The organism is Rhizobium sp. TBD182, from assembly GCF_001950375.1.
GTDB classification, from domain to species: domain Bacteria; phylum Pseudomonadota; class Alphaproteobacteria; order Rhizobiales; family Rhizobiaceae; genus Agrobacterium; species Agrobacterium tumefaciens.
Window position 1 is genome coordinate 1,323,403 of sequence record NZ_BDLN01000001.1, and the last position, 24,945, is coordinate 1,348,347.

At 58.2% G+C, this 24,945-nt stretch carries 26 protein-coding genes and 1 tRNA gene; 23 read left to right on the forward strand and 4 right to left on the reverse strand.

Annotated features, from left to right (window positions below; translation table 11 throughout):
• The first annotated feature begins 1 nt into the window (after position 1).
• The 12 genes from flgC to T18_RS06705 all read left to right on the forward strand — a co-directional run bounded on the left by flgC (position 2) and on the right by T18_RS06705 (position 10,718).
• On the forward strand, positions 2 to 421 hold the full coding sequence (flgC, locus tag T18_RS06650; RefSeq protein ID WP_003515081.1) for a flagellar basal body rod protein FlgC: 420 nt from the start codon (positions 2 to 4) through the stop codon (positions 419 to 421).
• Positions 418 to 753 carry a flagellar hook-basal body complex protein FliE gene (locus T18_RS06655; protein ID WP_003515080.1) on the forward strand — a complete coding sequence of 112 codons (336 nt, stop codon included), beginning with the start codon at positions 418 to 420 and terminating at the stop codon, positions 751 to 753. The genes flgC and T18_RS06655 overlap by 4 nt, the downstream gene beginning before the upstream one ends.
• A gap of 122 nt (positions 754 to 875) precedes the next feature.
• Complete coding sequence (flgG, locus tag T18_RS06660; protein WP_003515079.1) at positions 876 to 1,664, forward strand: flagellar basal-body rod protein FlgG; 789 nt, start codon at positions 876 to 878, stop codon at positions 1,662 to 1,664.
• 20 nt (positions 1,665 to 1,684) lie between these two features.
• Entirely contained in the window at positions 1,685 to 2,173 is a 489-nt protein-coding gene (gene flgA, locus T18_RS06665) for a flagellar basal body P-ring formation chaperone FlgA (protein WP_013635474.1), read from the forward strand.
• Complete coding sequence (locus T18_RS06670; protein WP_013635473.1) at positions 2,170 to 3,291, forward strand: flagellar basal body P-ring protein FlgI; 1,122 nt, start codon at positions 2,170 to 2,172, stop codon at positions 3,289 to 3,291. Before flgA ends, T18_RS06670 begins: the two co-directional genes overlap by 4 nt.
• Positions 3,288 to 3,824 carry a MotE family protein gene (locus tag T18_RS06675; RefSeq protein WP_013635472.1) on the forward strand — a complete coding sequence of 179 codons (537 nt, stop codon included), beginning with the start codon at positions 3,288 to 3,290 and terminating at the stop codon, positions 3,822 to 3,824. The genes T18_RS06670 and T18_RS06675 overlap by 4 nt, the downstream gene beginning before the upstream one ends.
• The gene (gene flgH, locus T18_RS06680) at positions 3,821 to 4,537 is read left to right on the forward strand and encodes a flagellar basal body L-ring protein FlgH (RefSeq protein ID WP_003515062.1); all 717 of its coding nucleotides are present in this window, start codon (positions 3,821 to 3,823) and stop codon (positions 4,535 to 4,537) included. Before T18_RS06675 ends, flgH begins: the two co-directional genes overlap by 4 nt.
• Before the next feature lie 28 nt (positions 4,538 to 4,565).
• Complete coding sequence (locus T18_RS06685; RefSeq protein WP_013635471.1) at positions 4,566 to 5,066, forward strand: flagellar basal body-associated FliL family protein; 501 nt, start codon at positions 4,566 to 4,568, stop codon at positions 5,064 to 5,066.
• Positions 5,063 to 5,800 carry a flagellar type III secretion system pore protein FliP gene (gene fliP / locus T18_RS06690; RefSeq protein ID WP_003515060.1) on the forward strand — a complete coding sequence of 246 codons (738 nt, stop codon included), beginning with the start codon at positions 5,063 to 5,065 and terminating at the stop codon, positions 5,798 to 5,800. The genes T18_RS06685 and fliP overlap by 4 nt, the downstream gene beginning before the upstream one ends.
• A gap of 372 nt (positions 5,801 to 6,172) precedes the next feature.
• Positions 6,173 to 7,183 carry a flagellin gene (locus tag T18_RS06695; RefSeq protein WP_003515059.1) on the forward strand — a complete coding sequence of 337 codons (1,011 nt, stop codon included), beginning with the start codon at positions 6,173 to 6,175 and terminating at the stop codon, positions 7,181 to 7,183.
• A 591-nt stretch (positions 7,184 to 7,774) separates the two neighbouring features.
• A complete protein-coding gene (locus T18_RS06700; RefSeq protein WP_035252026.1) occupies positions 7,775 to 9,118 on the forward strand; it encodes a flagellin in 1,344 nt (447 codons plus the stop codon).
• Positions 9,119 to 9,380: 262 nt separating this feature from the next.
• Complete coding sequence (locus T18_RS06705; protein ID WP_038489820.1) at positions 9,381 to 10,718, forward strand: flagellin; 1,338 nt, start codon at positions 9,381 to 9,383, stop codon at positions 10,716 to 10,718.
• Positions 10,719 to 10,913: 195 nt separating this feature from the next.
• On the opposite strand, the gene T18_RS06710 is transcribed toward T18_RS06705, so the two are convergent.
• Positions 10,914 to 10,988: transfer RNA gene (locus T18_RS06710), tRNA-Thr, on the reverse strand.
• Positions 10,989 to 11,143: 155 nt separating this feature from the next.
• Between T18_RS06710 and T18_RS06715 the strand changes: the two genes are divergently transcribed.
• The 10 genes from T18_RS06715 to T18_RS06760 all read left to right on the forward strand — a co-directional run bounded on the left by T18_RS06715 (position 11,144) and on the right by T18_RS06760 (position 18,047).
• Positions 11,144 to 11,410 (forward strand): hypothetical protein, encoded by a 267-nt coding sequence (locus tag T18_RS06715; protein WP_038489817.1) that lies wholly within the window; start codon positions 11,144 to 11,146, stop codon positions 11,408 to 11,410.
• A 102-nt stretch (positions 11,411 to 11,512) separates the two neighbouring features.
• Entirely contained in the window at positions 11,513 to 12,805 is a 1,293-nt protein-coding gene (murA, locus tag T18_RS06720; RefSeq protein ID WP_013635466.1) for a UDP-N-acetylglucosamine 1-carboxyvinyltransferase, read from the forward strand.
• 115 nt (positions 12,806 to 12,920) lie between these two features.
• Entirely contained in the window at positions 12,921 to 13,361 is a 441-nt protein-coding gene (locus T18_RS06725) for a DUF2948 family protein (protein ID WP_038489814.1), read from the forward strand.
• 131 nt (positions 13,362 to 13,492) lie between these two features.
• Entirely contained in the window at positions 13,493 to 14,791 is a 1,299-nt protein-coding gene (gene hisD / locus T18_RS06730; RefSeq protein ID WP_038489811.1) for a histidinol dehydrogenase, read from the forward strand.
• Between the two features lie 3 nt (positions 14,792 to 14,794).
• Entirely contained in the window at positions 14,795 to 15,268 is a 474-nt protein-coding gene (locus tag T18_RS06735; RefSeq protein WP_003515052.1) for a UPF0262 family protein, read from the forward strand.
• Between the two features lie 2 nt (positions 15,269 to 15,270).
• Complete coding sequence (locus T18_RS06740; protein ID WP_013635463.1) at positions 15,271 to 15,759, forward strand: low molecular weight phosphatase family protein; 489 nt, start codon at positions 15,271 to 15,273, stop codon at positions 15,757 to 15,759.
• Between the two features lie 210 nt (positions 15,760 to 15,969).
• Complete coding sequence (infA, locus tag T18_RS06745) at positions 15,970 to 16,188, forward strand: translation initiation factor IF-1 (RefSeq protein ID WP_003493814.1); 219 nt, start codon at positions 15,970 to 15,972, stop codon at positions 16,186 to 16,188.
• A 34-nt stretch (positions 16,189 to 16,222) separates the two neighbouring features.
• Complete coding sequence (locus T18_RS06750) at positions 16,223 to 16,846, forward strand: Maf-like protein (protein WP_003515050.1); 624 nt, start codon at positions 16,223 to 16,225, stop codon at positions 16,844 to 16,846.
• 3 nt (positions 16,847 to 16,849) lie between these two features.
• A complete protein-coding gene (yacG, locus tag T18_RS06755; protein ID WP_013635461.1) occupies positions 16,850 to 17,077 on the forward strand; it encodes a DNA gyrase inhibitor YacG in 228 nt (75 codons plus the stop codon).
• A 148-nt stretch (positions 17,078 to 17,225) separates the two neighbouring features.
• Positions 17,226 to 18,047, forward strand: a complete 822-nt coding sequence (locus T18_RS06760) for a DUF6030 family protein (RefSeq protein ID WP_038489808.1) — start codon at positions 17,226 to 17,228, stop codon at positions 18,045 to 18,047.
• A 27-nt stretch (positions 18,048 to 18,074) separates the two neighbouring features.
• Here the strand turns inward: T18_RS06760 and galE are convergent, their stop codons facing one another.
• From galE to mscL, 3 genes are all read right to left on the reverse strand, one after another.
• Positions 18,075 to 19,106 (reverse strand): UDP-glucose 4-epimerase GalE, encoded by a 1,032-nt coding sequence (galE, locus tag T18_RS06765; RefSeq protein WP_003515036.1) that lies wholly within the window; start codon positions 19,104 to 19,106, stop codon positions 18,075 to 18,077.
• 326 nt (positions 19,107 to 19,432) lie between these two features.
• On the reverse strand, positions 19,433 to 20,599 hold the full coding sequence (locus T18_RS06770; RefSeq protein WP_019564317.1) for a pyridoxal phosphate-dependent aminotransferase: 1,167 nt from the start codon (positions 20,597 to 20,599) through the stop codon (positions 19,433 to 19,435).
• Between the two features lie 152 nt (positions 20,600 to 20,751).
• A complete protein-coding gene (gene mscL, locus T18_RS06775; RefSeq protein ID WP_003515034.1) occupies positions 20,752 to 21,180 on the reverse strand; it encodes a large conductance mechanosensitive channel protein MscL in 429 nt (142 codons plus the stop codon).
• A 216-nt stretch (positions 21,181 to 21,396) separates the two neighbouring features.
• On the opposite strand from mscL, the gene T18_RS06780 reads away from it, so the two are divergent.
• Positions 21,397 to 24,906, forward strand: a complete 3,510-nt coding sequence (locus tag T18_RS06780) for a hybrid sensor histidine kinase/response regulator (protein ID WP_038489804.1) — start codon at positions 21,397 to 21,399, stop codon at positions 24,904 to 24,906.
• The last annotated feature ends 39 nt before the right edge of the window (positions 24,907 to 24,945 follow it).

A 24,945-nucleotide genomic window follows, 5' to 3' on the forward strand; every position in this document is an offset into this window, starting at 1 on the left:
CATGGATCCTTTGAGTGCGGCGAGCAAGATCGCGGGCAGCGGCCTGGAAGTGCAGTCCACCCGACTGCGCATCGTTTCGGAAAACATTGCCAACGCAAGATCGACCGGCGACACGCCTGGCGCCGACCCCTATCGCCGCAAGACCGTGACATTCGGCTCCGAGCTTGACCGCGTAAGCGGCGTGCAGCGCGTGACGGTAAAGAAGCTTGGCGTCGACCGCGGCGATTTCGTCCATGAATACGACCCCGGCAATCCGGCCGCCGACACCAGCGGCATGGTCAAGATGCCGAACGTCAACGTTCTGATCGAAATGGCGGATATGCGCGAAGCCAACCGCAGCTACGACGCCAACCTTCAGGTCATCCGCCAGACACGCGACCTCGTCGCCTCCACCATCGACCTTCTGAAAGCATCGCAATGATCGACGGCATCAAGCAACTCGGTTCCCTCTCGCTCACGCGTGGCACGAGCAACGTCTCTTCGCTGACCGACAGCATTTTCGGCAGCCAGCAGACGACGCCCGCCCAGCAGACGGGCGCAAGCTTCGCAAGCGTTCTCGGCAATATGTCAACGGATGCGATGAACAACCTGAAGAAGGCGGAAGTGGCCTCCTTCGAAGGTATTCAGGGCAAGGCAAACACACGCGAAGTGGTCGATGCCGTGCTTTCGGCCGAGCAGTCGCTGCAAACTGCCATCGCGTTCCGCGACAAGATCGTGTCGGCCTATCTCGACATTACCAAGATGCAGATCTAGAGCGCGTCCGGTTTGAAGCCAATCGTTGGCCGCGCTCTAGGCCTTTGTTTTTAAGCACTTTCCGGACGTAGAACCGCTCCGCGCCTTTACTGGAAATGCTCTAGCCCCGCAGGAAAAATGACATGAGAGCTCTTGCCATCGCTGCCACCGGTATGGACGCCCAGCAGACCAATCTGGAAGTCATTGCCAACAACATCGCCAACATCAACACCACCGGCTATAAGCGCGCGCGTGCAGAGTTTACCGATCTTCTGTACCAGACCGAACGCATGCAGGGTGTGCCGAACCGTGCCAACCAGGCGATCGTGCCTGAGGGAGCGAATATCGGCCTCGGCGTGCAGACTTCCGCGGTGCGCAACATCCACACCCAGGGCAACCTGATCGAAACCGGCAACAAGCTCGACGTGGCAATCATCGGCCAGGGCTGGTTTCAGATCGAGGCGGCCGACGGTTCGACGCTCTACAGCCGCGCCGGCGCCTTCAACAAGAATGCTGACGGCAACCTCGTGACGGTTGATGGCTACAATGTCATCCCGAACATCAATATCCCGACCGACGCGCAGGACATCACCATCACCCGCACGGGTCAGGTGACCGCCCGCATCGGCAACGCTGCGGATTTCACTGAACTCGGCCAGTTGACCATCGCCAACTTTGCCAACGAGGCGGGTCTGAAGCCGCTCGGCGACAATCTCTTTTCCCAGACGCCGGCCTCCGGCGCCGCCGTTATCGGCGTGCCTGACGATCCGAGCTACGGCTACATCAAGCAATCTTACCTCGAAGGCTCGAACGTCGATGCCGTCAAGGAAATCACCGACCTCATCACGGCGCAGCGCGCCTACGAGATGAATTCAAAGGTCATCACCACCGCTGACGAAATGGCTTCGATTGTCAGCAAGAACCTGAAGTAAGAACGGAAAGGCAGGCGGACATGAGGTTTGGCCGGAAACATAGCAGCTGCAGAACGGCACTCGTCCGTATGTGCCTTGCGTCTGCCTTTTCACTGGGTGCCATGGCACCCGCTTTTGCACAGGCACCGACGGCGCTGGTTCCTACTCGCACGATCTATCCGGGCGAGACGATCACGCCCGAACAGGTGAAGCCGGTGGAAGTGACCAACCCCAACATTTCCGCTGGTTACGCGAGCGATATCAGCGAAGTGGAAGGCATGATCTCCAAGCAGACATTGCTTCCCGGCCGCACAATCCCCATCGCAGCGCTTCGTGAACCGTCACTTGTGGTGCGCGGCACGAGCGTCAAACTCGTTTTCCACATCGGCAACATGACGCTGATGGCGTCCGGAACGCCCATGAGCGACGGCTCGCTCGGCGAGGTCGTAAGGGTACGCAACATCGATTCCGGCGTGATGGTCAGCGGTACCGTCATGAAGGACGGAACCATTCAGGTTATGGCGAAATGAAAGTGCTTCGTATCCTCTGTGCGGCTCTGGTCATTTCGGCCCTGCCCTTCCTCTCGACGCCGCCAGCCCAGGCAGACACGTCCCGTATCAAGGATATCGCATCCCTGCAGGCCGGACGCGACAACCAGCTGATCGGATATGGTCTCGTCGTGGGCCTACAGGGCACCGGCGACAGCCTGCGCTCTTCACCCTTCACCGAACAGTCCATGCGCGCCATGCTGCAGAACCTCGGCATCACCACGCAGGGCGGCCAGTCCAATGCCAAGAACATCGCCGCCGTGATGGTGACGGCCAACCTGCCGCCATTCGCCAGCCCCGGCAGCCGTGTAGACGTGACGGTCAGCTCACTCGGTGACGCCTCCTCGCTTCGCGGCGGCAACCTCATCATGACATCGCTTTCCGGTGCAGACGGGCAGATCTATGCGGTCGCTCAGGGAGCACTGATCGTCAACGGCTTTTCGGCACAGGGCGATGCAGCGACGTTGACGCAGGGCGTCACGACCTCGGCGCGCGTGCCGAACGGCGCGATCATCGAGCGGGAACTGCCGTCGAAATTCAAGGATTCGGTCAATCTGGTCCTTCAGCTGCGCAATCCCGATTTTTCGACCGCGGTGCGCGTCGCCGATGTCGTTAACGCCTTTGCCCGCGCCCGTTACGGCGATGGCATCGCCGAACCGCGCGATTCGCAGGAAATCTCGGTGCAGAAGCCCCGCACCGCCGACCTGACCCGGTTGATGGCGGAAATCGAAAACCTGACGGTCCAGACGGATACGCCGGCGAAAGTCGTGATCAACGAGCGCACGGGCACGATCGTCATCGGCGCGGATGTGCGTATTTCCCGCGTGGCGGTGAGCTATGGAACGCTGACCGTGCAGGTGACGGAATCGCCGCAGGTCATCCAGCCGGCGCCCTTCTCGCGCGGCGAGACGGCGGTGCAACCGCAGACGGATATCATGGCACTGCAGGAAGGCAGCAAGGTCGCCATCGTCGAAGGCCCTGACCTTCGCACGCTGGTTGCCGGTCTCAACAGCATCGGGCTCAAGGCGGACGGCATCATCGCCATTCTGCAAGGCATCAAATCCGCCGGCGCCCTTCAGGCGGAGCTTGTGCTGCAATGATGGAACTTCAGAAGAAAACTGCTTTCAGGAACGGCTTTACCCGGTTCGCGGCCGTTGCCTCGCTGCTTTTCCTGTTGCCCGCCGCCGGCGCCGAAAGCCAGCAGAACGTGGTGTCCGAACTCAGCACGCAGGATGAAATCCAGAAATTCTGCACCAATATTGCCGATGCGGCCCGCGACCAGCGCTATCTCATGCAGAAGCAGGAGCTGGAAAAGCTTCAGGCTGACGTCAACGAGCGCATTTCCGCGTTGCAGGACCGCAAGGCGGAATATGAGGACTGGCTGGCACGCCGCAATCATTTCCTCGAGCAGGCGAAAAGCAATCTGGTCGATATCTACAAGACGATGAAGGCGGATGCCGCAGCACCGCAGCTCGAGAAGATGCATGTGGAAATCGCGGCTGCCATCATCATGCAGCTTCCGCCGCGCCAATCGGGCCTCATCCTCAGTGAAATGGATGCTCAGAAAGCCGCAATCGTCGCCGGCATCATGTCGCAGGCAATCGACAAAAACACTTCGAAGGATCCTTCATGACCCCGCGTCTTCCGGCCCTCCTCCTGCCGCTTGCCCTGCTTGCCGGCTGCCAGAACAACCAGACCCTGAAGGAAATCGGCAACGCTCCCGCGATGAGCCCGATTGGCAGCGGCCTGCAATTCAGCCAGACGCCGCAGATGGGCATGTATCCGAAGCAGCCGAAGCACATGGCGAGTGGCTATTCGTTGTGGAGCGACAGCCAGGGTGCGCTGTTCAAGGATCTACGTGCGCTTAACATCGGCGACATCCTGACCGTCAACATCCAGATCAACGACAAGGCCGATTTCGACAACGAAACCGAGCGCAACCGCACCAATTCCAGCGGCCTGAACTGGAAGGCAAAGGCGGAAATCTTAGGTTGGACGCCGGAGGCAGATTCCAACATCAAATACGGCTCCGATACAGACACCCAGGCCAAGGGCAAGACCAAGCGTTCCGAAAAGCTGACGCTGATGGTGGCGGCCGTGGTGACCGGCATTCTCGAAAACGGCAACCTCATCATCAGCGGTTCGCAGGAAGTGCGCGTGAATCACGAAATCCGCATCCTCAACGTCGGCGGTATCGTCAGGCCGCAGGATGTCGATGCGCAGAACATGATCTCCTACGAGCGCATCGCCGAGGCGCGCATCTCCTACGGTGGCCGCGGCCGCCTGACGGAAGTGCAGCAACCCCCGGTCGGTCAGCAGGTCGTCGACCTGTTCTCGCCGCTCTGACGCCGACATGCGAAAGCGGGACTGACCCATGGAAAACGAACAGACTGAGGGCAAGAAAAAATCCTCGCCGATGGTCATGACCATCGCTGGCGTTGCAATCCTCACCCTGCTGGGTGCGGGCGGCGGCTGGTTCGTGGGCGGCATGGTCGCCCCGAAGATCGCCGGCGCCGAGGCGCATGCCCCGGCTGCCGCTGGCGAACATGGCGAGAAGAAGGGCGAGGGCATCGATAAAATCCCGGCAGAGGCGAACGGTATCGTCCAGCTCGATCCCATCACCACCAACCTTGCATACCCCTCCACGAACTGGGTGCGGCTTGAAGTGGCGCTGATGTTCAAGGGTCCGGTAGAGGTCAATCTCGCGGAGGATATCCATCAGGATATCATGGCCTACGTCCGCACCGTTTCCCTTCAGCAGCTGGAGGGCCCGCGCGGCTTTCAATATCTTAAGGATGACATTCAGGAACGAGTTGACCTGCGCTCTCAAGGGCGCGTATCCAAGGTCATGTTCCGGACCTTTGTCATCGAATGATTCGATTTCTTGTTACCATCGCTGTTCTTCTGGCTTTGCCGGGCCTTGCCAACGCCCAGCAATTTCCGACCGATCTGTTCAATACACAGATAGACGGATCCGTCGCCGCATGGATCATCCGCACCTTCGGCCTTTTGACGGTCTTGTCAGTCGCGCCGGGCATCCTGATCATGGTCACGAGCTTTCCACGCTTCGTGATCGCCTTTTCGATCCTGCGCTCCGGCATGGGGCTTGCCTCGACCCCGTCGAACATGATCCTCTTGTCCATGGCGATGTTCATGACCTTCTACGTCATGTCGCCGACCTTCGATAAAGCTTGGACAGACGGCGTGCAGCCGTTGTTGCAGAACCAGATCAACGAACAGCAGGCCATTGGGCGCATCGCCGAACCCTTCCGTACCTTCATGAACGCCAATACGCGCGACAAGGATCTGAAGCTGTTCGTCGATATCGCCCGCGAGCGCGGACAGGTCGTGATGACCGACAATGTGGTCGACTACCGCGTGCTCGTTCCGGCCTTCATGCTTTCGGAAATCCGGCGCGGTTTCGAGATCGGTTTCCTGATCATCCTGCCGTTTCTGGTCATCGATCTCATCGTCGCCACCATCACCATGGCCATGGGCATGATGATGCTGCCACCCACCTCGATTTCCCTGCCGTTCAAGATCCTTTTTTTCGTGCTGATCGACGGCTGGAACCTGCTGGTCGGCAGCCTTGTGAGATCGTTCAACTGACGGCAACTGTGCCGAAATAATCTTCGTTAATCCTGTTTGTTAACCCCGCAGCCCCACGGCTGCGGGGTTTTCGTGTTTTAACCCTTTGGTTACCGTTTTTGCTAGGGGTCGGATAACTATAATTTTAAATTAAAAACTTACCAATTAAATATACTTCGCAGTAACCATAAGTATTTTCTAGTATTTCTTAATGCTCAAATTAACAATTGGGCAATTCTTTGCTGCCAAATTCTCCCTACACACAGCGGGTTTGGTTTCCAAAGGCAAGTAATTCGGAACCGAGTGGCATGAAGCCGAAACGTTGTGACCGGTAATACAAAGTCCGGAATGTCCCCAACTCCAGTATCTCGTAAAAACAAGGGACAAAATACTATGGCAAGCATTCTCACCAACGCCTCCTCTATGGCTGCTCTCCAGACGCTGCGTTCGATCGGCAACAACATGGAGACCACGCAGGGTCGTATCTCGACCGGCCTGAAGGTAGGCTCCGCCTCCGACAACGCCGCTTACTGGTCCATCGCGACCACGATGCGTTCGGACGCTTCGGCGCTCTCCACCGTTTCTGACGCACTCGGCATCGGCGCAGCCAAGGTCGACACCGCGTACTCCGGCATGGAAGCGACGATCAAGGTCGTTCAGGAAATCAAGGACAAGCTGATCCTTGCCCAGGACCCGACTGCCGACAAGAAGAAGATCCAGAAGGAAATCGGCCAGCTCCAGAAGCAGCTGACGTCGATCGCCGACTCCGCGACCTTCAACGGTGAAAACTGGCTGAAGACGAAAGCATCCAACGACGGCGCAGCATTTGCTGCCGGTACTGACGATGCGGCTATTGCCAACCTGAAGAAGCAGGTTGTTGCTTCCTTCACCCGTGACTCCGCTGGCGCCGTCAAGGTTCAGCGCGTCGATCTGCAGCTCAGCGGCTCGAACGTTCTGTTCGATACCGGCGCTGTAACAGACGGCAAGGGTACGGGCATCCTCGACAAGGCAGCTGTCGCAGACGGCGTTAAGCAGTCGGTTTCGAACCTCGATATTTCCGACCTGAGCATCTACAAGGGCGCTGGTGCCACCATGCTCGGCACTGCCGCTGCAACGGACAACGACATCCTCGACAAGCTCATCACCCACGTTGACAAGCAGCTTGAAACCCTCAACAGCGCTGCTGCCGATCTGGGCGCGGTCTCCAACCGCATCTCGATGCAGGGCGACTTCGTTTCCAAGCTGACGGCAACGATGGAAAAGGGTATCGGCCGTCTGGTTGACGCTGACATGAACGAAGAGTCGACCCGCCTCAAGGCTCTGCAGACGCAGCAGCAGCTGGCAATCCAGGCTCTGTCGATCGCCAACAGCGACTCGCAGAACATCCTGTCGCTCTTCCGTTAATCGGACCGAAAATTACAAAAGTCGAGCCGCGCCCGAAAGGGCGCGGTTTTGCATTTGTGGAGTGCTCCGCAAACGGGAAGATTTCGTTTACCATCCTTGCTTTGAAAGCATTTACCACGATTTGAGCGAAGCGCCGGGAACGCCCTGAAATTAGGGAATTGGAAAGCACCGGCTGTCAGATTTTGGGCATGGACAAGCGGATAGCCGCTGGCCTGAATGACACAACACGCAGGATCGCAAGCGGAGGCTGACTGTCTTGCAATTGCGTGAAACAGGCAAACGTGACGGAGGCTGACCCAAGCGTATTGCCCTTTTACCAAAGCCGCATCCGGAAACCGGTGCGGCTTTATTATTTTTTAAACATTTCAGGCTACGCGCGCATGCGCGCGAAGATTGCATAATAAAATCTCAGCGTGTGCATTTTTTTGCGACCCTTAGCTCTTCATTAACCATATGGAGGTTAGCTAGAGCCATCGAAACGGCGAGCTAACCATTAAAAATCAGCAGGTTAGCAGGCATGATGCTGTGCGCTGTTCCCGGTGAGACCGGAATGTCCCTTCTTTAATCAGCCATTCAAGGGGCAAATTTACTATGACGAGCATTCTCACTAACGTAGCAGCTATGTCTGCACTCCAGACCCTGCGCTCCATCGGCCAGAACATGGAAACGACGCAGGACCGCGTGTCTTCCGGCCAGCGCGTCGGCGAAGCTTCCGATAACGCCGCTTACTGGTCGATCGCGACCACGATGCGTTCGGACAACGGTGCGCTTTCTGCTGTTCAGGACGCCCTCGGCCTCGGCGCCGCAAAGGTCGACACTGCCTATTCGGGTATGGAATCGTCCATCGACGTCGTCAAGGAAATCAAGAACAAGCTGGTTGCCGCCCGCGAACCCGGTGTCGACAAGTCCAAGATCCAGGAAGAAATCACCCAGCTGCAGGATCAGCTGAAGTCGATCTCCAGCTCCTCGTCTTTCTCCGGTGAAAACTGGCTGCAGGCAACCGTCAGCAACGGCGCTGGCGAACTGAAGAACGTCACCAAGCAGATCGTTGGCTCCTTCATCCGCGACGCTGCCGGCAACGTGTCCGTAAAGACCGTCAACGTTGACCTGAGCCGCAACACGGTGCTTTTCGACACGTCTTCGGGCGCTGCAAAGGACAAGCAGGGCGTCCTCGACTCCTACGCCTATTTTTCTTCCACGGGCAGCTACAAGCTGTTCGAAATCACCAATGACTCGGACGGCGTAGGCGCCGCCCAGCCGGTGACCAAGGTTGCAGCAGCCAAGGTTTACACTGAAGCCCAGCTGAAGGGTCTGAAGGAAGCAACTGCCGGCACCGCCGTCACCTTCACCACCGCTGCTGCAACGGGTATCGTCACGATCGCTAACGCCGATGCGACAGCCCCCGACGTCAACGGCACCTACTTCAATCTTGGCAACGACCAGTATGTGAAAATCAACACGACTGCGCCGACCTCGCCGGCAACCAAGACCAACATTGCCGTTGGCCTCGACGGCACCACCAAGATCTACCTGGAAGAAGGCGCAACCGCCCAGCTCGCAACGCAGCTCACCTACTCCCTGACGTCTCTGGACATCACCAAGGACCTGACCGGCACGTTCAAGAACAGCGACGGCTCGGCAGTCTCGGAAAACCAGTACCTCGACGCCATGGTTTCCTTCGTTGACAAGCAGCTCCAGAGCATGACGTCCGCCGCTGCCGACCTCGGCTCGGTCAAGATGCGCATCGAACTGCAGGAAAACTTCGTCAACAAGCTGACCGACTCGCTCGACAAGGGCATCGGCCGTCTCGTCGACGCTGAAATGAACGAAGAATCCACGAAGCTGAAGGCTCTTCAGACCCAGCAGCAGCTTGCTGTTCAGGCCCTGTCGATCGCCAACAACGACTCGCAGAGCATCCTGTCGCTCTTCCGTTAATCGGAAAAGACATCGCCAAAAAATCGAGCCGCATCCGAAAGGGTGCGGCTTTTTCCGTCATGGTTAAGAGAAATTATTATTTCCTAATTTTTATTAACGACAGTTTAGGCTTTGTTAACCATTCGGGCCCTAAAACCTAGCCATCGAAACGATTGGTTAACCAAGACGAAAAAGAGGTTAACAGGCATCAAGCCGCGCGATCGTTACCGGCGGCAATCCGGAATGTCCCTTTTCATTTAAGCCAATCAAGGGGCAAATAATTATGACCAGCATTTTGACGAACGTCGCGGCAATGGCCGCCCTTCAGACCCTCCGCGCAATCGGCAGCGACATGGAAGAAACGCAGTCGCGTGTCTCCTCCGGCCTGCGCGTCAAAACCGCCTCCGACAACGCCGCCTACTGGTCTATCGCGACCACCATGCGTTCGGATAACGGTGCTCTTTCCGCTGTTCAGGACGCCCTCGGCCTCGGCGCTGCAAAGGTCGATACAGCCTATTCCGCCATGGAAACCACTGTCGATGTCGTCAAGGAAATCAGCAAGAAGCTGGTTGCCGCCCGCGAGGCCGGCGTCGACAAGGCAAAGATCCAGGAAGAAATCCGTCAGCTCCAGGACCAGCTGAAAAGCATCGGCGAATCCGCCTCCTTCTCCGGCGAAAACTGGCTTAAGGGCAAGATCAGCGATGCATCCGGCAACCTCACCCCGATAACGAAGCAGATCGTCGGCTCCTTCATCCGTGACGGCGCGGGCAATGTTGCAGTCAAGACGATCAACGTTCAGGTCGATAACAAGACTGCCCTTTTCGATACCTCGACCGGTGCGGCGAAAAACGGTATCCTCGATAGCGCCGCCCATTATTCCGATACAGGCTCCCTGCGCAATTTCGAGATCACCACGACCACACCCGCAGGTGTTGCCACAAACACGCCCTCTACCGCAAAGGTGTTCACGCAATCCCAGCTTCTGGGTTTCCCCTCGGGGACGACGACCACAGTTTCTGCTCCAGACGCAGTAACCGGCCTCGTAACCGTTGCTGCGGCGACAACCGCACGAAACAACGGCACCTACTTCAAGATCGGCGAAAACGCAGCGGGTGAAGCCCTCTACGTAAAAGCCAACAATACCGCGCCGACGCCTGCAGGCACCACTGTAACGGCAATCGGAACCGGCGGTTCGTCCAATAACAATATTTACCTCGAAACCGCCGCCGCAGATTCCCAGATGGCACAGAAGCTCGGCTACTCGCTGATCGATCTCGACATCACCAAGGATCTCAGCGGTTTGCTGGACGCCAAGGGTCAGCCGCTGACGGACAATGACGGCCTCGACAACATGATCCAGTTCGTCAACACCAAGCTGGAATCGCTGATCAGCGCGAGCGCCGATCTCGGCTCCATCAAGATGCGCCTCGATCTTCAGGAAGATTTCGTCAACAAGCTCACAGACTCCATCGACAAGGGCGTCGGACGTCTCGTTGATGCCGACATGAACGAAGAGTCTACCAAGCTGAAGGCTCTGCAGACACAGCAGCAGCTGGCAATCCAGTCGCTCTCCATCGCCAATACCAGCTCCGAGAATATCCTGTCGCTATTCCGCCAGTAAGCGGCGCCCGTTGGCTACGGGCGGTTTCGTCCCGCTCTGGCAGCAACAGAATATTCGGAAATGGAAACCGCGCTTCGCAAGAGGCGCGGTTTTCACATTTACCGAGACCAGTGCAGAATGCGCGAAAAAGCAAGCCGACATCGTGCACAAGACCCACCGGCACGTTGTGTAAACTTCTGATTTTATTGGGGAAAATGGTGCTGCTAGAGAGATTTGAACTCTCGGCCTCTCCCTTACCAAGGGAGTGCTCTACCCCTGAGCTATAGCAGCATCCGGTGCCGAAGCGTTTGCTTCAGCATCAAGCGTGGCGGCCTATTGCCATAGGTTTTTGACGAGCGCAAGTCGCAAAACGATATTCTTCAACAAGCGGGGCAAAAAAGCGTTCCCCCTGTTGAAAAACGTATTTTTCGGATATTGCTGAATTTATGAACGAACATCATGACAAACAGGCAAAGGCGGCGTTTTCCGTGAACGCTTCAGAAGAGCCCGTTGCCCTTGCGGCAAGCGGCAACGCGCAGGCAGGACCCGGCGAGAAGGCGCGGCAACGCGAGGCGGAGCGCAAGGCGCGGGCAGCGAAGAAGCTGCGTGAAAACCTCCAGAAGCGCAAACAGCAGGTTCGCGCGCGCCGGGCCGGTGATGCGGATGAGACGATTGGCCTGCCTGCCGCAAAAACGGACGAATCATCCTCATAGAGAATTCACCAGCATCATTTGAAACGCCGCGGAAACTCGTCTAAGGACGCGCATTTCCGCAAGGCATGATTAAGAAAGGCGGGCACAGGCCCGTAGGGACGCATGGATCGCATCAGAATTACGGGTGGTAACAAGCTCAACGGCATCATCCCCATCTCCGGCGCGAAAAACGCCGCCTTGCCGTTGATGATCGCTTCGCTTCTGACCAGCGATACGCTGACGCTCGAAAACGTGCCGCATCTGGCGGACGTCGAGCAGCTCATCCGTATTCTCGGCAACCATGGCGTCGATATTTCGGTCAATGGCCGTCGTGAAAGCCAGGGCGAAGCCTATTCCCGCACGGTCCACTTCACCTGCCGCACCATTGTCGACACCACCGCACCTTACGAGCTGGTTTCCAAGATGCGCGCCAGCTTCTGGGTCATCGGCCCGCTTCTGGCCCGTGAAGGCCGTGCGCGCGTTTCACTGCCCGGCGGCTGTGCCATTGGTACCCGTCCGGTGGACCTGTTCATCGAGGGCCTGCAGGCGCTTGGCGCAACGATGGAGATCGATGGCGGCTATATCAACGCCAGCGCTCCAAAGGGCGGCCTGATCGGCGCTGTTTATACTTTCCCGAAAGTCTCCGTCGGCGCGACGCATGTGATGCTGATGGCAGCGAGCCTTGCAAGAGGCACCACCGTCATTCACAACGCCGCCCGCGAACCGGAAGTCGTCGATCTAGCGCACTGCCTGATTGCGATGGGCGCGAAGATAGAGGGCGCTGGCACCTCCACCATCACCATCGAGGGCGTCACCTCGCTTTCCGGCGCACGCCACCGGGTGCTGCCTGACCGTATCGAGACCGGCACCTATGCCATGGCCGTTGCCATGGCTGGCGGTGATGTGGTGCTGGAAGGCACGCGTGCATCGCTGCTCGACAATGCGCTGGACACGCTCCGGCTTGCCGGAGTGTCGATCAGCGACACGGAGACCGGTCTGCGCGTCGTGCGCAACGGCAACGGCATTCAGCCGGTCGATATCGTCACCGAACCCTTCCCCGGCTTCCCGACCGACCTCCAGGCGCAGTTCATGGCGCTGATGACCCGGTCGCAGGGTGTATCCCACATTACCGAAACCATCTTCGAAAACCGCTTCATGCATGTGCAGGAACTGGCCCGTCTCGGCGCGAAGATTTCGCTCTCCGGGCAGATGGCCCGTATCGAAGGCGTTACCCGCCTGAAGGGTGCGCCTGTCATGGCAACCGATCTGCGCGCCTCGGTGTCGTTGGTCATTGCGGGCCTGGTGGCGGAAGGCGAGACCATGGTTTCGCGCGTCTACCACCTCGATCGCGGTTTCGAACGGCTTGAAGAAAAGCTCACCCGCTGCGGTGCGCTGGTCGAACGCGTCAGCGATTGATCCTTTCATCGCCGCTCATTCGTTTTCTCCCCGTTGCAGAGCGGGCCGCGACTGCCTATTTCCTGTACAAGGAATAGACATTGCGGGCGCGGCCCCGCGGAAAAGGAAGAAAACGATGAGCGGCCTGAAATTGCTCGCGCTGGATACTGAAGATCTCTCCGTCATTTCGACGCACATGCAGGACAGCGTCTTCAAACTGAAGGACGTTGCATTCGAGGCAAAGCAGGGCCAATTTACACTTTCCGCCAATCGTTTCGTCTGGGAAAGCGCGAATAAGAAGAACCTGCCGCCGGAGCGATGCCGCAGCGTGGTTTTCCTGAAGCGGGTCTCCGCCGTCCGCTCGCACGGCATCAATCGCAGTGATAGGGAACAGGTGCTTTCGCTCCTTGCAATCCGCTTCGTGCAGAACGGCGAAGGTCCTGATGGCGCCGTCGAACTGACGCTTTCGGGCGGTGGCGCTATCGCACTCGATGTCGAATGCATCGAGGCGCAGCTGACGGATGTGAGCGGCGCCTGGGAAACTGCCGCCAAACCGCATCATCCCGATAGCGAATAAGCTCTCCACGCCATTGCAACGGTTGCCTTTCGTCACTGTTTCGATTTATGCCACATACCAGAGCCGCATTTTTCTGCGGTGAGTTCGTGCACCTCGCGGGATCGCCGCGAGGAAAATGAGAGGGTAATGGCGTGGCAATCTGGCTGGAGCGGGCATCGGCTGATTTCGAACAGAAATTCGCTGCCTTCCTGACAACCAAGAGGGAAGTTTCGGAAGACGTCAACGCGACCGTTCGCGACATCATCGATGACGTCCGCAATCGCGGCGATGCGGCCCTTGCCCACTACTCCCTTAAATTCGACGGCATCGATTTCTCGAAGGTCTCGATGCGGGTGACAGCGGAAGAGATCGATGCGGCCGTCGCAGCCGTTGACAGAAGTGTCATCGAAGCTCTCGAACTCGCAGCCCGGCGCATTGAAAAACACCATGCGCGGCAGATGCCGAAGGACGATATCTACGAAGACGAGATCGGTGTGGGCCTCGGTTCACGCTGGACGGCGATCGAAGCTGTCGGCCTTTATGTGCCCGGCGGCACCGCGAGCTATCCAAGCTCCGTCCTTATGAATGCTGTCCCCGCCAAGGTTGCCGGTGTAGAGCGTATCGTCATGGTCGTGCCGGCGAATGGCGGCGTGATAAACCCCGCCGTTCTTGCCGCCGCGCGCATCGCAGGTGTTGAGGAAATCTACCGCATTGGCGGCGCACAGGCCGTGGCTGCACTCGCCTACGGCACGGAAACAATCACGCCTGTCGCCAAGATTGTCGGCCCCGGCAATGCCTATGTGGCGGCCGCGAAACGGCATGTCTTCGGAACTGTCGGCATCGACATGATCGCCGGGCCCTCCGAAGTGCTTGTCATTGCCGACAGGGACAACGATCCGGACTGGCTGGCCGCCGATCTTCTCGCGCAGGCGGAGCATGACCGTGGCGCGCAGTCCATCCTCATCACCGACAATGCCGAACTCGGCAAGGCGGTGGAGGCGGCGGTGGAACGGCAGCTGAAACGGCTGTCGCGCGCCGAGACGGCAGCGGCGAGCTGGGCGGATTTCGGTGCGATCATTCTCGTCGAAAAGCTCACCGATGCCATTCCCTTGGCCAACCGCATTGCGGCCGAGCATCTGGAGCTTGCCGTTGACGATCCGGACGCGCTGATGGCGCATATCCGCAATGCCGGCGCGATCTTCGTCGGGCGCCATACGCCTGAGGTGATCGGCGATTATGTCGGCGGCTCCAACCACGTTCTGCCGACGGCGCGCTCAGCGCGCTTCTCTTCCGGCCTTTCGGTGCTGGATTTCGTCAAGCGTACCTCGATCCTGCGTCTCGGGCCTGAGCAGCTGCGGAAGCTTGCGCCGGCGGCGATCACCCTTGCCCGTTCGGAGGGGCTGGACGCGCATGCGCGCTCCGTCTCCATTCGCCTCAACCCGGAAAGTTAAGAGATGGCTTCAGGCGATTTCCGGCTCTGCGATGTGGTTCTGGACGATAGCATCGGCCGGTCCACGCCGGACGTGGAGCATGAACGCGCCGTCGCCATTTTCGATCTGATCGAGGAAAACACGTTCGAACCATTCGGCCATGAGGGCGGCCCATACCGGCTGCACATATCGCTGGTCGATGCCAAGCTGGTTTTCTCGATCAAGACCGAAGACGAGAAGGATGTCTCGACCCATATCCTGTCGCTGACGCCGTTCCGCCGCATCATCAAGGATTATTTCCTGATCTGCGAAAGCTATTACGAGGCGATACGCTCCTCCACTCCAAGCCAGATCGAGGCGATCGACATGGGCAGGCGGGGCATTCACAATGACGGCTCGCAGACTTTGATGGACCGGCTTTCCGGCAAGATCAAAATCGATTTCGATACTGCGCGCCGTCTCTTCACCCTTGTCTGTGTGCTTTATTGGCGGGGTTAGAGATGAGAGATCCCGCCACGGCTCCAAATGGGGGACAGGCTCCCAAATCGGTCCTCTTCATGTGCGGTATGAACTCCATCCGTTCTCCCATGGCCGAGGTCATCGCCAAACGACTGGTGGCGCCCGGCATCTACATCCAGTCGGCCGGCGTGCGGGCGGGCGAGCGTGACCCCTTTGTGGATGCGGTGCTGGAAGAACAGGGATTTTCGCTCGGCAAACACAAACCGCGCACATTGGACGAGATCGAGGATGATTTTTTCGATCTGATCATTACATTGACACCCGAAGCTCATCACGCAGCACTTGAACTGACACGCTCGAACTCGCTCGACGTTGTCTATTGGCCAACCATGGACCCAACCGTCATCACCGGCACGCGGGACCAGATTCTCGATGCCTATCGCGAGGTGCGGGACCATCTTGCCAGGCTGATTGCCGAACGCCTGCCAGGTAGGCCGCAGCCGGCGGCGGATACGCTTTCAAAAGACTGAGGTTGATTGTCCGCTTCGATCGGACCAGACACTTCAAACGCCGCACAGGACAGGCATTTATTCGATCCGCACCTCTCACCTGGCGAAAATCGGTTCCGATTTTCGCCGTGATGCTTTAGAGGTTCACAAATGTGCCGGGATTGTGTAGTTTCCGCGCAATTTTCCCGGACACGACAGGTCCGGCACTATCAACAGGAAGAAAACCCTTACATGACAAAAGAAGAAGTCCTCGAATTCCCGGGCATCGTAACCGAATTGCTGCCGAACGCAACATTCCGCGTGAAGCTTGAGAACGAACACGAAATCATCGCCCACACGGCGGGCCGCATGCGCAAGAACCGTATCCGCGTTCTGGCGGGCGACAAGGTGCTGGTCGAAATGACACCTTACGACCTGAGCAAGGGCCGCATCACCTATCGCTTCAAGTAATCCGTTTTCGGCATTCGGAAGCCCGGGCAGCGCAATGACCAACTCAAAACAAAAGCTCGTTCTGGCATCCGGTTCGCCGCGGCGTCTGGAACTGTTGCATCAGATCGGCATCGAGCCGGCACGTCTGATGCCGATGGATATCGACGAAACGCCCGTAAAGCTTGAGCATCCGCGCACGCTGTGCCGTCGCCTGTCGCTACAGAAGGCCGAGGCTGCGCATGCGGCGCTTAAGAGCGAGCAGACGTGGAAAGACGCCTATGTTCTCGGCTCCGACACCGTGGTGGCCGTGGGTCGCCGCATTGTCGGCAAGGCGGAATATACCGAGGAGGCTTCCGCAGCGCTGCATCTTCTCTCGGGGCGCAGCCATTGGGTCTATACCGGCATCTGCCTTGTGACGCCCGGCGGCAAAATCCGTCAGAAGGTTGTGGAAACCAAGGTGCGTTTCAAACGCCTTACCACGCGCGAGATCGACGCCTATATCGCCTCCGGGCAATGGCGCGGCAAAGCCGGGGCCTATGGTATCCAGGGCATTGCCGGCTCATTCGTGCAGAAACTGACCGGCTCCTACACCAATGTCGTCGGCCTGCCGCTGTATGAGACCATGTCGCTTCTTTCCGGTGAAGGATTCGAGGTGACGTCGGGCTGGCTCGAAGGATAGACCATGACAAAATCATCTCCTGAAGGTGCGGGAAATGTTACGCCGCTTCGGAAAACGAAGCCATGTCCGGAGTGCGGGCGGCCCTCGACACGGGAAGACTATCCGTTCTGTTCGGATCGCTGCCGCTCGCTCGATCTCGCCCGCTGGCTGAACGGTTCCTACGCCATTCCTGTCGCCGACGACGAAAGCAGCGCGGACGAGCAGGACTCGTTCAAAAATTCCTCCGAATAACGTTGCGCCGCCGGAAAATCCGGCGGTGAAATACAGAATATTTTTAATGACCTTCAGCTCGCAGTATATTCACCGGGTTGCCGACAGCCCGAAAGCCATATCAAAAACCGGTTGACGCCCCTCCCCCGGCAGCCATTAGGGTTCCCCGATGGACGCAAGCCTGCAAAAAAGAGTAAGGCCTGGCGCGCTGCTGTTTGCAGTGCTGGCAGTTTGTCTTGCCATATTGGCAACGGTGCTGCTTGCCAATGACAAGAAACATCTCAAAAGCCTGCTGAGCTATCTCGACCTTGCGCCTGCCACACGCTCCGCCGAGCAGCCAGCCCGGATGAAGCCCGTCAAGCGGCAAAAGGTTACCGCCCAAAAGCTCAATCTACCGCCGCATCTGCTGAAATTCGAGCAAGGCGGCGACAGGGCATCCTTTGCCCGCGACTTCGTTCTGTCCGGCAAGGACCTCTGCGACCGCTTTACCGCGGCGGGCTTTTCCAACCCGCAAGGCTGGCACGCAAGCCCGGTGAAGATCCGCAATTTCGAATGCATGGCCGATCTTGTGGTCGGGGACACGGCGAACGCGTCGGAACGTGCATCGCTTTTTCTCGACATCAGAGGCGAGGCATCCGACGAGGTTCGCTCTATCAGGATGAAAGTGGTTGCGCCGCAGACACCTGACGCTGCCGTTATCCTGACGAAGCTTGAGGACGCGTTGGCGATGATCATCGAGCAGACCCGCTGGGCCGACCTTGCCAGCATGCTTGAGCCGGCACGCAGGCTGCAACCCTATCAGGCAGAGCATTTCGGTATTTCGGTCTCCCTAAAGCCGGAGCCGTCTGCGCCACATCGGCTGAACCTGATTTTGCTGGCAACGGAACAATTGCCGGGACTGAAGCTCACGCGCAGCTATTTCGACAGCGAGAAATGGCTTCCCGCTGCCACTCTTTCGGATCGACCGGTCCTCTATTTTTCCGTCAGGTAGAACCGCATCCCGAAAACCAACGGCCGCTCAGCCTATCGCTGCCAGTTTATGCCGCCCAGGCAGAATCCTGTCGCTTCGCTGGGCTTGACGTTTGGCCTCCCACTGAAGGGCCGTGCGAACGATGGTTGTGAGATCATTGAAACGCGGCGACCATCCGAGTTCCGACTGGATGCGGCTCGAATCCGCAACCATCGTGGCAATGTCGCCGGCGCGGCGGGGACAGTGGATAACCGGGAAATCGTTTCCAGATTCCCGCTGCACGGCATGCAGCACGTCCAGTACCGAATAGCCGACGCCATAACCGCAATTGAGCGTTCGTGTGCCGCCACCAGCACGCAGATGCGCCATGGCGAGCATATGCGCGTCGATCAGATCGCTGACATGGATATAGTCGCGAACGCCGGTGCCGTCAGCGGTCGGATAATCGGTTCCGTAAACCTCAACCTTGTCGCGCCGGCCGGTTGCCGCTTCGCACGCTACCTTGATGAGGTTCGCCACACCCGTGGGGGACGGCCCGGCACGGCCCTTCGGGTCGGCGCCGGCAACATTGAAATAACGCAGCGCCACATAGTTGAAATCATGCGCCTGCACGACATCGCGCAACATGATTTCTGAGGCGAGTTTCGACAGGCCGTAGGGATTTTCCGGGCTGAGAACTGCCGTTTCCGGCACCGGGCCATCAAAGGGTTGGTTCCCATAGACCGCGGCAGTTGAAGAGAAGATGAAATTGCGGATACCATGACCGACTGCCGCCGCAACAAGGGCGCGGGTCGTGCCGGTATTGTTTTCGTAATATTCCAGCGGCTGGCTGATCGATTCAGGGACGCTGACGGAGCCAGCGAAGTGGAAAATGGTCTCGATCTGGTTGTGTTCGAAAATCTGGCCGAGCAAGTCGCGATCGGCGACGTCGCCGAGATAGAAACGCGCCGCTGGCGCGACCGCCCAACGTGATCCCGTCGAAAGACGGTCGACAACAACGACGTCTTCACCGGCGTCGAGCAAAGCCCACACCATGTGGCTTCCTATATAACCGGCCCCACCGGTGACCAGAACAGCCATGACATTACTTCCCTGTTTGCTTTTGTTACGTCCATCAAAGCCAATAATTCTTCATCATTGATTACTTGCACAGCAAATACCCCACCTATCCCTCGCCCCTATGAAAAGGTGGCTTACGATTGGTTAGCGCAATGAAGTGTGTTTTATTTATTAGATGAAAATGTTCTCATAAATTGAACACAAGGCGCATAGCACAGAAAAGCCCGCACGTCGATTGGTACGCCGTGAGGTTGTAGTTTTAGCGGCTCGCCATGATTCTTTTGGTAGAAAATCTGCCTGCCGCGGCCAAATTCGGCGCGGCAGGGCGGGGTATCGCAGGATTGCGGTTATCTGCCGAGAATATAGGACGCAAGCCGATCGGCTGCGTCTTCGATCTGCTTTGGGTTGCGCAGGAAGCAGGCACGGAGAAACAGCTCTCCGCCTTGGCCGAAGGCGGTGCCCGGCGCGAGGCCGACGCCGGTCTTGTCAACGATATCCAGAGCCGTGGCGCGGCTGTCGGTCACGCCGTCCACCTTGAGGAAGGCATAAAGAGCGCCATCCGGCTTCAATGTTTCCACGCGGTTCGTCGCGATCAGCGCATCGCAGAGAATGTCGCGGGATGTCAGAGCGCGTTCGTAGTTCTCGCGGACGAAACCGTCACCATGGTCGAGAGCCGCGACTGCGCCGCGCTGCATGAACTGCGCCACGCCGGAGGTGGAATATTGAATAAGGTTCTCGATCACCTGGCCGATGACCGGCGGCGCCACAAGCCAGCCAACACGCCAGCCCGTCATGGACCAGTTCTTCGAAAAAGAATTGGCGAAGACGATTTTGTCATCCGGTTCCATCACGTCGAGGAACGACGGCGCACGGGTGCCAGTATAGTGATAAAGTGCGTAAATCTCATCCGCCACGATCCAGAGGTCGTGCTTGCGGGCGAGTGCCAGAACATCGCGAAGATTGTCTCGCGTTGCGGTCCAGCCGGTCGGGTTGGACGGCGTGTTGATAAAGAGCGCCTTCGTCTTACCGGTGATCGCACTTTCCAGCTTGCCGATATCGAGATCCCAGCGACCATCGTGGAAATCGATGCCGGCTGCGACCGCCTTTGCGCCCGCCACGCCGATGGCGGCAACAATATTGGGCCAGGTGGGCGTGAGATAGATCATCTCGTCGCCCGGCGAGGTCAGCGCCTGCACCGCAAGCGCAATCGCCTGCATGCCGGAACCTGTTACGTAAAAATGATCTGCGGATAGAGAGGCTGAAAAGTGACGCTCGTAGTAGCTGCTGAGCGCCTGGCGCAATTCGGGAATGCCGCGTTGCCAGGTATAGAAGGTCTCGCCATTGTTGAGTCCGTCGATGGCCGCCTTGTTGATGAAGTCCGGGCTTGGCAGATCGCCTTCGCCGACCCAAAGCGGCAGAAGATTGTCCCGTCCCCGGGCATAATTCACGACCTCGACAATGCCGCTTTCGGGAGCCGCCAGAGAGCGCGCACTCAGACTGTTCAAAATGGACATTAAAGACACTCCGTTTGGTGTCTTCTTATCGCATCGAACGGGCGATATGCATGATATTCCGTGCAACAGTCATGGATTTTCTTTATGGATGGATGCCCGGCGAGAGGGAGCTGACCCATGGTCAGCAATATCGCGCCGGGACAATCTAAGCTTCAACGCGTCTTCAGCAGATCGCGGATTTCGGTGAGAAGCTTGACGTCTTCCGGCGGCGGAGCCGGTTCCGACTTTTCCTCGATCTTTTTCCGGTCGACAGAAGCGCGAAGCTTGTTGACCCCTTTGACCATCAGGAAAATGATCCAGGCGAGAATGAGGAAGTTGATGAGGACCGTGAGAAAGTTACCATAAGCGAAGACAGCGCCCTGATCGCGCGCGGCGGCAAGCGAGCTGGCGGTGACGCTGGAACTGAGTGGCAGGAAGTAGTTCGAAAAATCGAACCCGCCGAAAATCGCACCGACGATCGGCATGATAAGGTCGTTGACGACGGAATCGACGATCTTGCTGAACGCCGCCCCGATAATAACACCCACGGCCAGATCCATCACATTGCCACGGGCAATGAAGGTTTTAAATTCGTTAAGCATCAGATGGTCCCTCTCCTGCTTCGCGAGCTGAAGCTATGTGACTGTCCCTACGGGTTCAACCATATAGATTCCCTGTCCCATTTGGAATTCGTCAAGATTGCATTTATTAGGCTTTTTGCACGGTAGTCTTGAACTTTATGATCAGACCGCGCTCATTCTCAACGGCCCGGAATTCGCCTATGCTCGTTTTCAGGGATTGTTGCATGGGGAGGATGCGTGCTTCCTGGGTGGATCATATTCGGTTCGGCCTTCGCTTATGTGCTGCTGCTGTTTGCGGTTGCAAGTTATGGGGACAGGAACAGCCGGAAAAGAAACGCTCCCAAAAAGGGGCGGCCGTTCGTCTATGCGCTTAGCTTGGCGATCTATTGCACCTCCTGGACCTATTTCGGCGGCGTCGGGCTTGCGGCGGACAAGGGGCTGGAATTCCTCGGCATCTATACCGGGCCGATCCTTGCCTTCACCATTGGCATGCCGATCATTCGCCGCATCGTGGAGCTTGCCAAAACCGAAAAGCTGACGTCGGTTGCCGATTTCATTGCCGCCCGCTACGGCAAGAACTCCACCGTGGCGATGATTGTCGCCATCATCGCGCTTGTCGGCGCCATTCCCTATATCGCGCTGCAATTGAAGGCCGTTTCCAGTTCGGTGGCGACGATGGTCGATCCCGGCGATTACGGCATTGGCAGCGGCAACCTCTATTTCCTCGATCTGCCGCTGCTCGTCACCATCGTCATGGCGGGCTTCGCCGTCATGTTCGGCACGCGGCATACCGACGCGACCGAACACCAGGACGGGCTTATTCTGGCAATTTCGATGGAATCGCTTGTCAAGCTCGTCGCCATGTGCACCGTCGGCTTTTACGTTCTGTTCGTCCTATTCGACGGCCCCTCGCATTTGTGGGAACTTGCGTCGGGCAATGAACGGGCCATGCGGGCCATATCCTATCACACGCCCATCAGCCGCTGGATCGTGATGACCCTGCTTTCCGGTTTCGCGATCATCCTGTTGCCGCGCCAGTTCCATGTCACCGTGGTTGAAAATCGCACGCCGGAAGAGCTGCGCATGGCGGGGTTCCTGCTGCCGCTTTATCTGATTGCGATCAACATCTTCGTGCTGCCGATAGCGCTTGCCGGAATTTTGACCCTCGGCGCCAATGGCAACGCCGATCTTTACGTCCTGCAATTGCCGCTTGCGCATCAAATGCCGGTCGTTTCGCTGATTACCTTCATTGGCGGATTTTCAGCGGCGACCGCCATGGTGATCGTTGCCTCGGTCGCGCTGTCGATCATGATTTCCAACGACATCGTCATGCCGATCTTTTTGCGGCAGAAGCTGTTGAACCGTTCGCCGCACCGGGACAACTTCGCCAAAACGCTTCTCAACATCCGCAGAACAGCGATCTTTGCGGTGATGCTTCTCGGCTACGGCTATTACCGTGCGGCCGATAGCGCCACCGGGCTTGCCTCCATCGGCCTCCTGGCATTTGCCGCCATCGCCCAGATGGCACCTGCCCTTTTCGGCGGGTTGTTCTGGCGGCGCGCCAATGCGCGCGGTGCGATTGCCGGTTTGAGTTCAGGCTTTTTTGTCTGGGCCTACCTGCTGTTTCTGCCAAGCTTCGGCGGGCCTGATAACTCAGAGGTCGCGGCCACCGTTCTCGGCTTCCTCTTTTCTGGCAGTACGGTCTTCAACGGTCCCGAGGCCGACCCTTTTGTGAACGCGGTCATCCTCAGCCTGCTCGTCAACAGCATGGCTTTCGTGCTTGGCTCGCTTTCACGCAACCCACGACCGGTGGAGCGCATCCAGTCCGGCATCTTCGTGAAGCGCCATTCGAAATCACAATTCGCCACGCGCGGCTGGAAAACCCGCGTCAGCGTCGGCGATCTCAAAAGCGCGATTGCCCGTTATCTCGGTGAAGAGCGCATGCTGCGCTCACTGGCGACCTATGAAAAGACGGCGGGCAGGAAGCTCAATGACGACCAGCCCGCCGACATGGCGCTGATCCATTTCTCCGAACAATTGCTAGGTAGCGCCATCGGCTCCTCCTCAGCCCGTCTCGTGCTTTCGATCATTCTCCAGAAGGCGGAGGACACTAGCGCCGACACGGCCTGGCTGCTGGATCAGGCAAGCGAGGCGCTGCAATATAATCAGGACATGCTGCAAACGGCGCTGGCGCAGATGGACCAGGGCATCGCCGTTTTCGACAGCTCGCAGCAGCTGACGATCTGGAACCGGCGCTTCCGCACCCTTCTCGATCTACCTGAACAATTCGGGCAGGTGGGGCTGCCGCTGACGGACATCGTTTCCATGCTGCAGGAGCGCGGCGACATGCCGCCGGGCGACACAGAACAGCTGATCACCAGTTTCCTGACCATGGACCTGCCTTTCTCGCTGGTGCTTGGCGGCGGCGAGCGCATCATCGAAGTGCGCTCCGACACCATGCCGGACAAGGGTATCGTCGCCACCTTCACCGATATCACGCAGAGAGTGGCGAGCGATCAGGCACTGAAACAGGCCAATGAAACGCTGGAGCAGCGGGTGGCGGAACGAACCGTCGAGCTTACCCGCGTCAACCGCGAACTTGCGGAGGCAAGGGCATCCGCCGACGAGGCGAACATCGGCAAGACACGGTTTTTCGCTGCCGCTGGCCACGATATCCTCCAGCCGCTGAATGCCGCGCGGCTTTATTCCTCCTCGCTGGTCGAGCGGCTTGGCGCCTCGGGGGAAAGCGATCTCGTCCAGAACATCGATTCGGCGCTCGAGTCGGTAGAGACCATTCTCGGCGCGGTGCTCGATATTTCCCGCCTCGACACGGGTTCGATGAAAGCGCGCATGACATCGGTGCCGCTGAACGAGCTGCTGAAACGCATCGAAACCGATTTCGCGCCGATGGCGCAGGAAAAGAACCTCGATTTCGTGGTCATGCCTACCTCGCTCACCGTCCGCTCTGACCCCAACCTGTTGCGGCGGCTGATACAAAACCTCGTCTCCAATGCCATCAAATACACGCTGAGTGGCAAGGTTATCGTTGGCGCGCGCCGCCGGGGAGGCGATGTCGTCATTCAGGTGACGGATTCCGGCATCGGCATTCCCGCATCCAAATTCCGCACGGTTTTCAAGGAATTCGCTCGGCTGGATGAGGGTGCAAAAACGGCCTCCGGCCTCGGACTTGGTCTTTCCATTGTTGACCGGCTTTCGCGCATGCTGCACCATCCGGTACAGCTGATTTCCACACCCGGAAAAGGTACGACATTCCGTATCCACCTGCCGCGCGAGGCAGACCGCCTGACGCCAGCCAAGGCCACTGGAGGGATCGCCAATCCGGTGGCGAGCGACCGGCTTGCCGGCGTCAGGGTACTCTGCATCGACAACGAGCCGAAAATCCTCGAGGGCATGACGTTATTGCTAACGGGATGGGGCTGTGAGGTGTTGCCCGCAGGTTCGGTGGCCACACTCGAAGAACCGTTCCTGACAATGTCAGCGGTGCCGGATGTCATCATTGCCGATTATCATCTCGACGACGGCGACGGTATCAGCGCCATCCGCCTGATCAGGACATTCTACGGCAAAACGATCCCTGCCCTGCTTGTGACGGCGGACCGCAGCCCGGAAGTGCGCAGCGATGCGGAAAAATATGGGATTTCCGTCCAGCATAAGCCGGTCAAACCGGCGGCGCTGCGGGCTTATATCAACCAGATATCCAGCACGGCCCGCGCAGCGGCAGAATAAAAAATCTCCCGGACCTTGCGATCCGGGAGCTCTTCGACT

Coding starts and splice junctions, on each gene's coding strand:
- mscL (WP_003515034.1), bottom strand. CDS start 21,180: ATGCTTAACGAATTTAAAACCTTCATTGCCCGTGGCAATGTGATGGAT.
- T18_RS06705 (WP_038489820.1), top strand. CDS start 9,381: ATGACCAGCATTTTGACGAACGTCGCGGCAATGGCCGCCCTTCAGACC.
- infA (WP_003493814.1), top strand. CDS start 15,970: ATGACAAAAGAAGAAGTCCTCGAATTCCCGGGCATCGTAACCGAATTG.
- T18_RS06695 (WP_003515059.1), top strand. CDS start 6,173: ATGGCAAGCATTCTCACCAACGCCTCCTCTATGGCTGCTCTCCAGACG.
- galE (WP_003515036.1), bottom strand. CDS start 19,106: ATGGCTGTTCTGGTCACCGGTGGGGCCGGTTATATAGGAAGCCACATG.
- T18_RS06760 (WP_038489808.1), top strand. CDS start 17,226: ATGGACGCAAGCCTGCAAAAAAGAGTAAGGCCTGGCGCGCTGCTGTTT.
- fliP (WP_003515060.1), top strand. CDS start 5,063: ATGATTCGATTTCTTGTTACCATCGCTGTTCTTCTGGCTTTGCCGGGC.
- yacG (WP_013635461.1), top strand. CDS start 16,850: ATGACAAAATCATCTCCTGAAGGTGCGGGAAATGTTACGCCGCTTCGG.
- T18_RS06700 (WP_035252026.1), top strand. CDS start 7,775: ATGACGAGCATTCTCACTAACGTAGCAGCTATGTCTGCACTCCAGACC.
- T18_RS06740 (WP_013635463.1), top strand. CDS start 15,271: ATGAGAGATCCCGCCACGGCTCCAAATGGGGGACAGGCTCCCAAATCG.
- T18_RS06715 (WP_038489817.1), top strand. CDS start 11,144: ATGAACGAACATCATGACAAACAGGCAAAGGCGGCGTTTTCCGTGAAC.
- murA (WP_013635466.1), top strand. CDS start 11,513: ATGGATCGCATCAGAATTACGGGTGGTAACAAGCTCAACGGCATCATC.
- T18_RS06750 (WP_003515050.1), top strand. CDS start 16,223: ATGACCAACTCAAAACAAAAGCTCGTTCTGGCATCCGGTTCGCCGCGG.
- flgH (WP_003515062.1), top strand. CDS start 3,821: ATGACCCCGCGTCTTCCGGCCCTCCTCCTGCCGCTTGCCCTGCTTGCC.
- T18_RS06685 (WP_013635471.1), top strand. CDS start 4,566: ATGGAAAACGAACAGACTGAGGGCAAGAAAAAATCCTCGCCGATGGTC.
- flgG (WP_003515079.1), top strand. CDS start 876: ATGAGAGCTCTTGCCATCGCTGCCACCGGTATGGACGCCCAGCAGACC.
- T18_RS06770 (WP_019564317.1), bottom strand. CDS start 20,599: ATGTCCATTTTGAACAGTCTGAGTGCGCGCTCTCTGGCGGCTCCCGAA.
- T18_RS06670 (WP_013635473.1), top strand. CDS start 2,170: ATGAAAGTGCTTCGTATCCTCTGTGCGGCTCTGGTCATTTCGGCCCTG.
- T18_RS06675 (WP_013635472.1), top strand. CDS start 3,288: ATGATGGAACTTCAGAAGAAAACTGCTTTCAGGAACGGCTTTACCCGG.
- flgA (WP_013635474.1), top strand. CDS start 1,685: ATGAGGTTTGGCCGGAAACATAGCAGCTGCAGAACGGCACTCGTCCGT.
- T18_RS06655 (WP_003515080.1), top strand. CDS start 418: ATGATCGACGGCATCAAGCAACTCGGTTCCCTCTCGCTCACGCGTGGC.
- T18_RS06735 (WP_003515052.1), top strand. CDS start 14,795: ATGGCTTCAGGCGATTTCCGGCTCTGCGATGTGGTTCTGGACGATAGC.
- T18_RS06725 (WP_038489814.1), top strand. CDS start 12,921: ATGAGCGGCCTGAAATTGCTCGCGCTGGATACTGAAGATCTCTCCGTC.
- flgC (WP_003515081.1), top strand. CDS start 2: ATGGATCCTTTGAGTGCGGCGAGCAAGATCGCGGGCAGCGGCCTGGAA.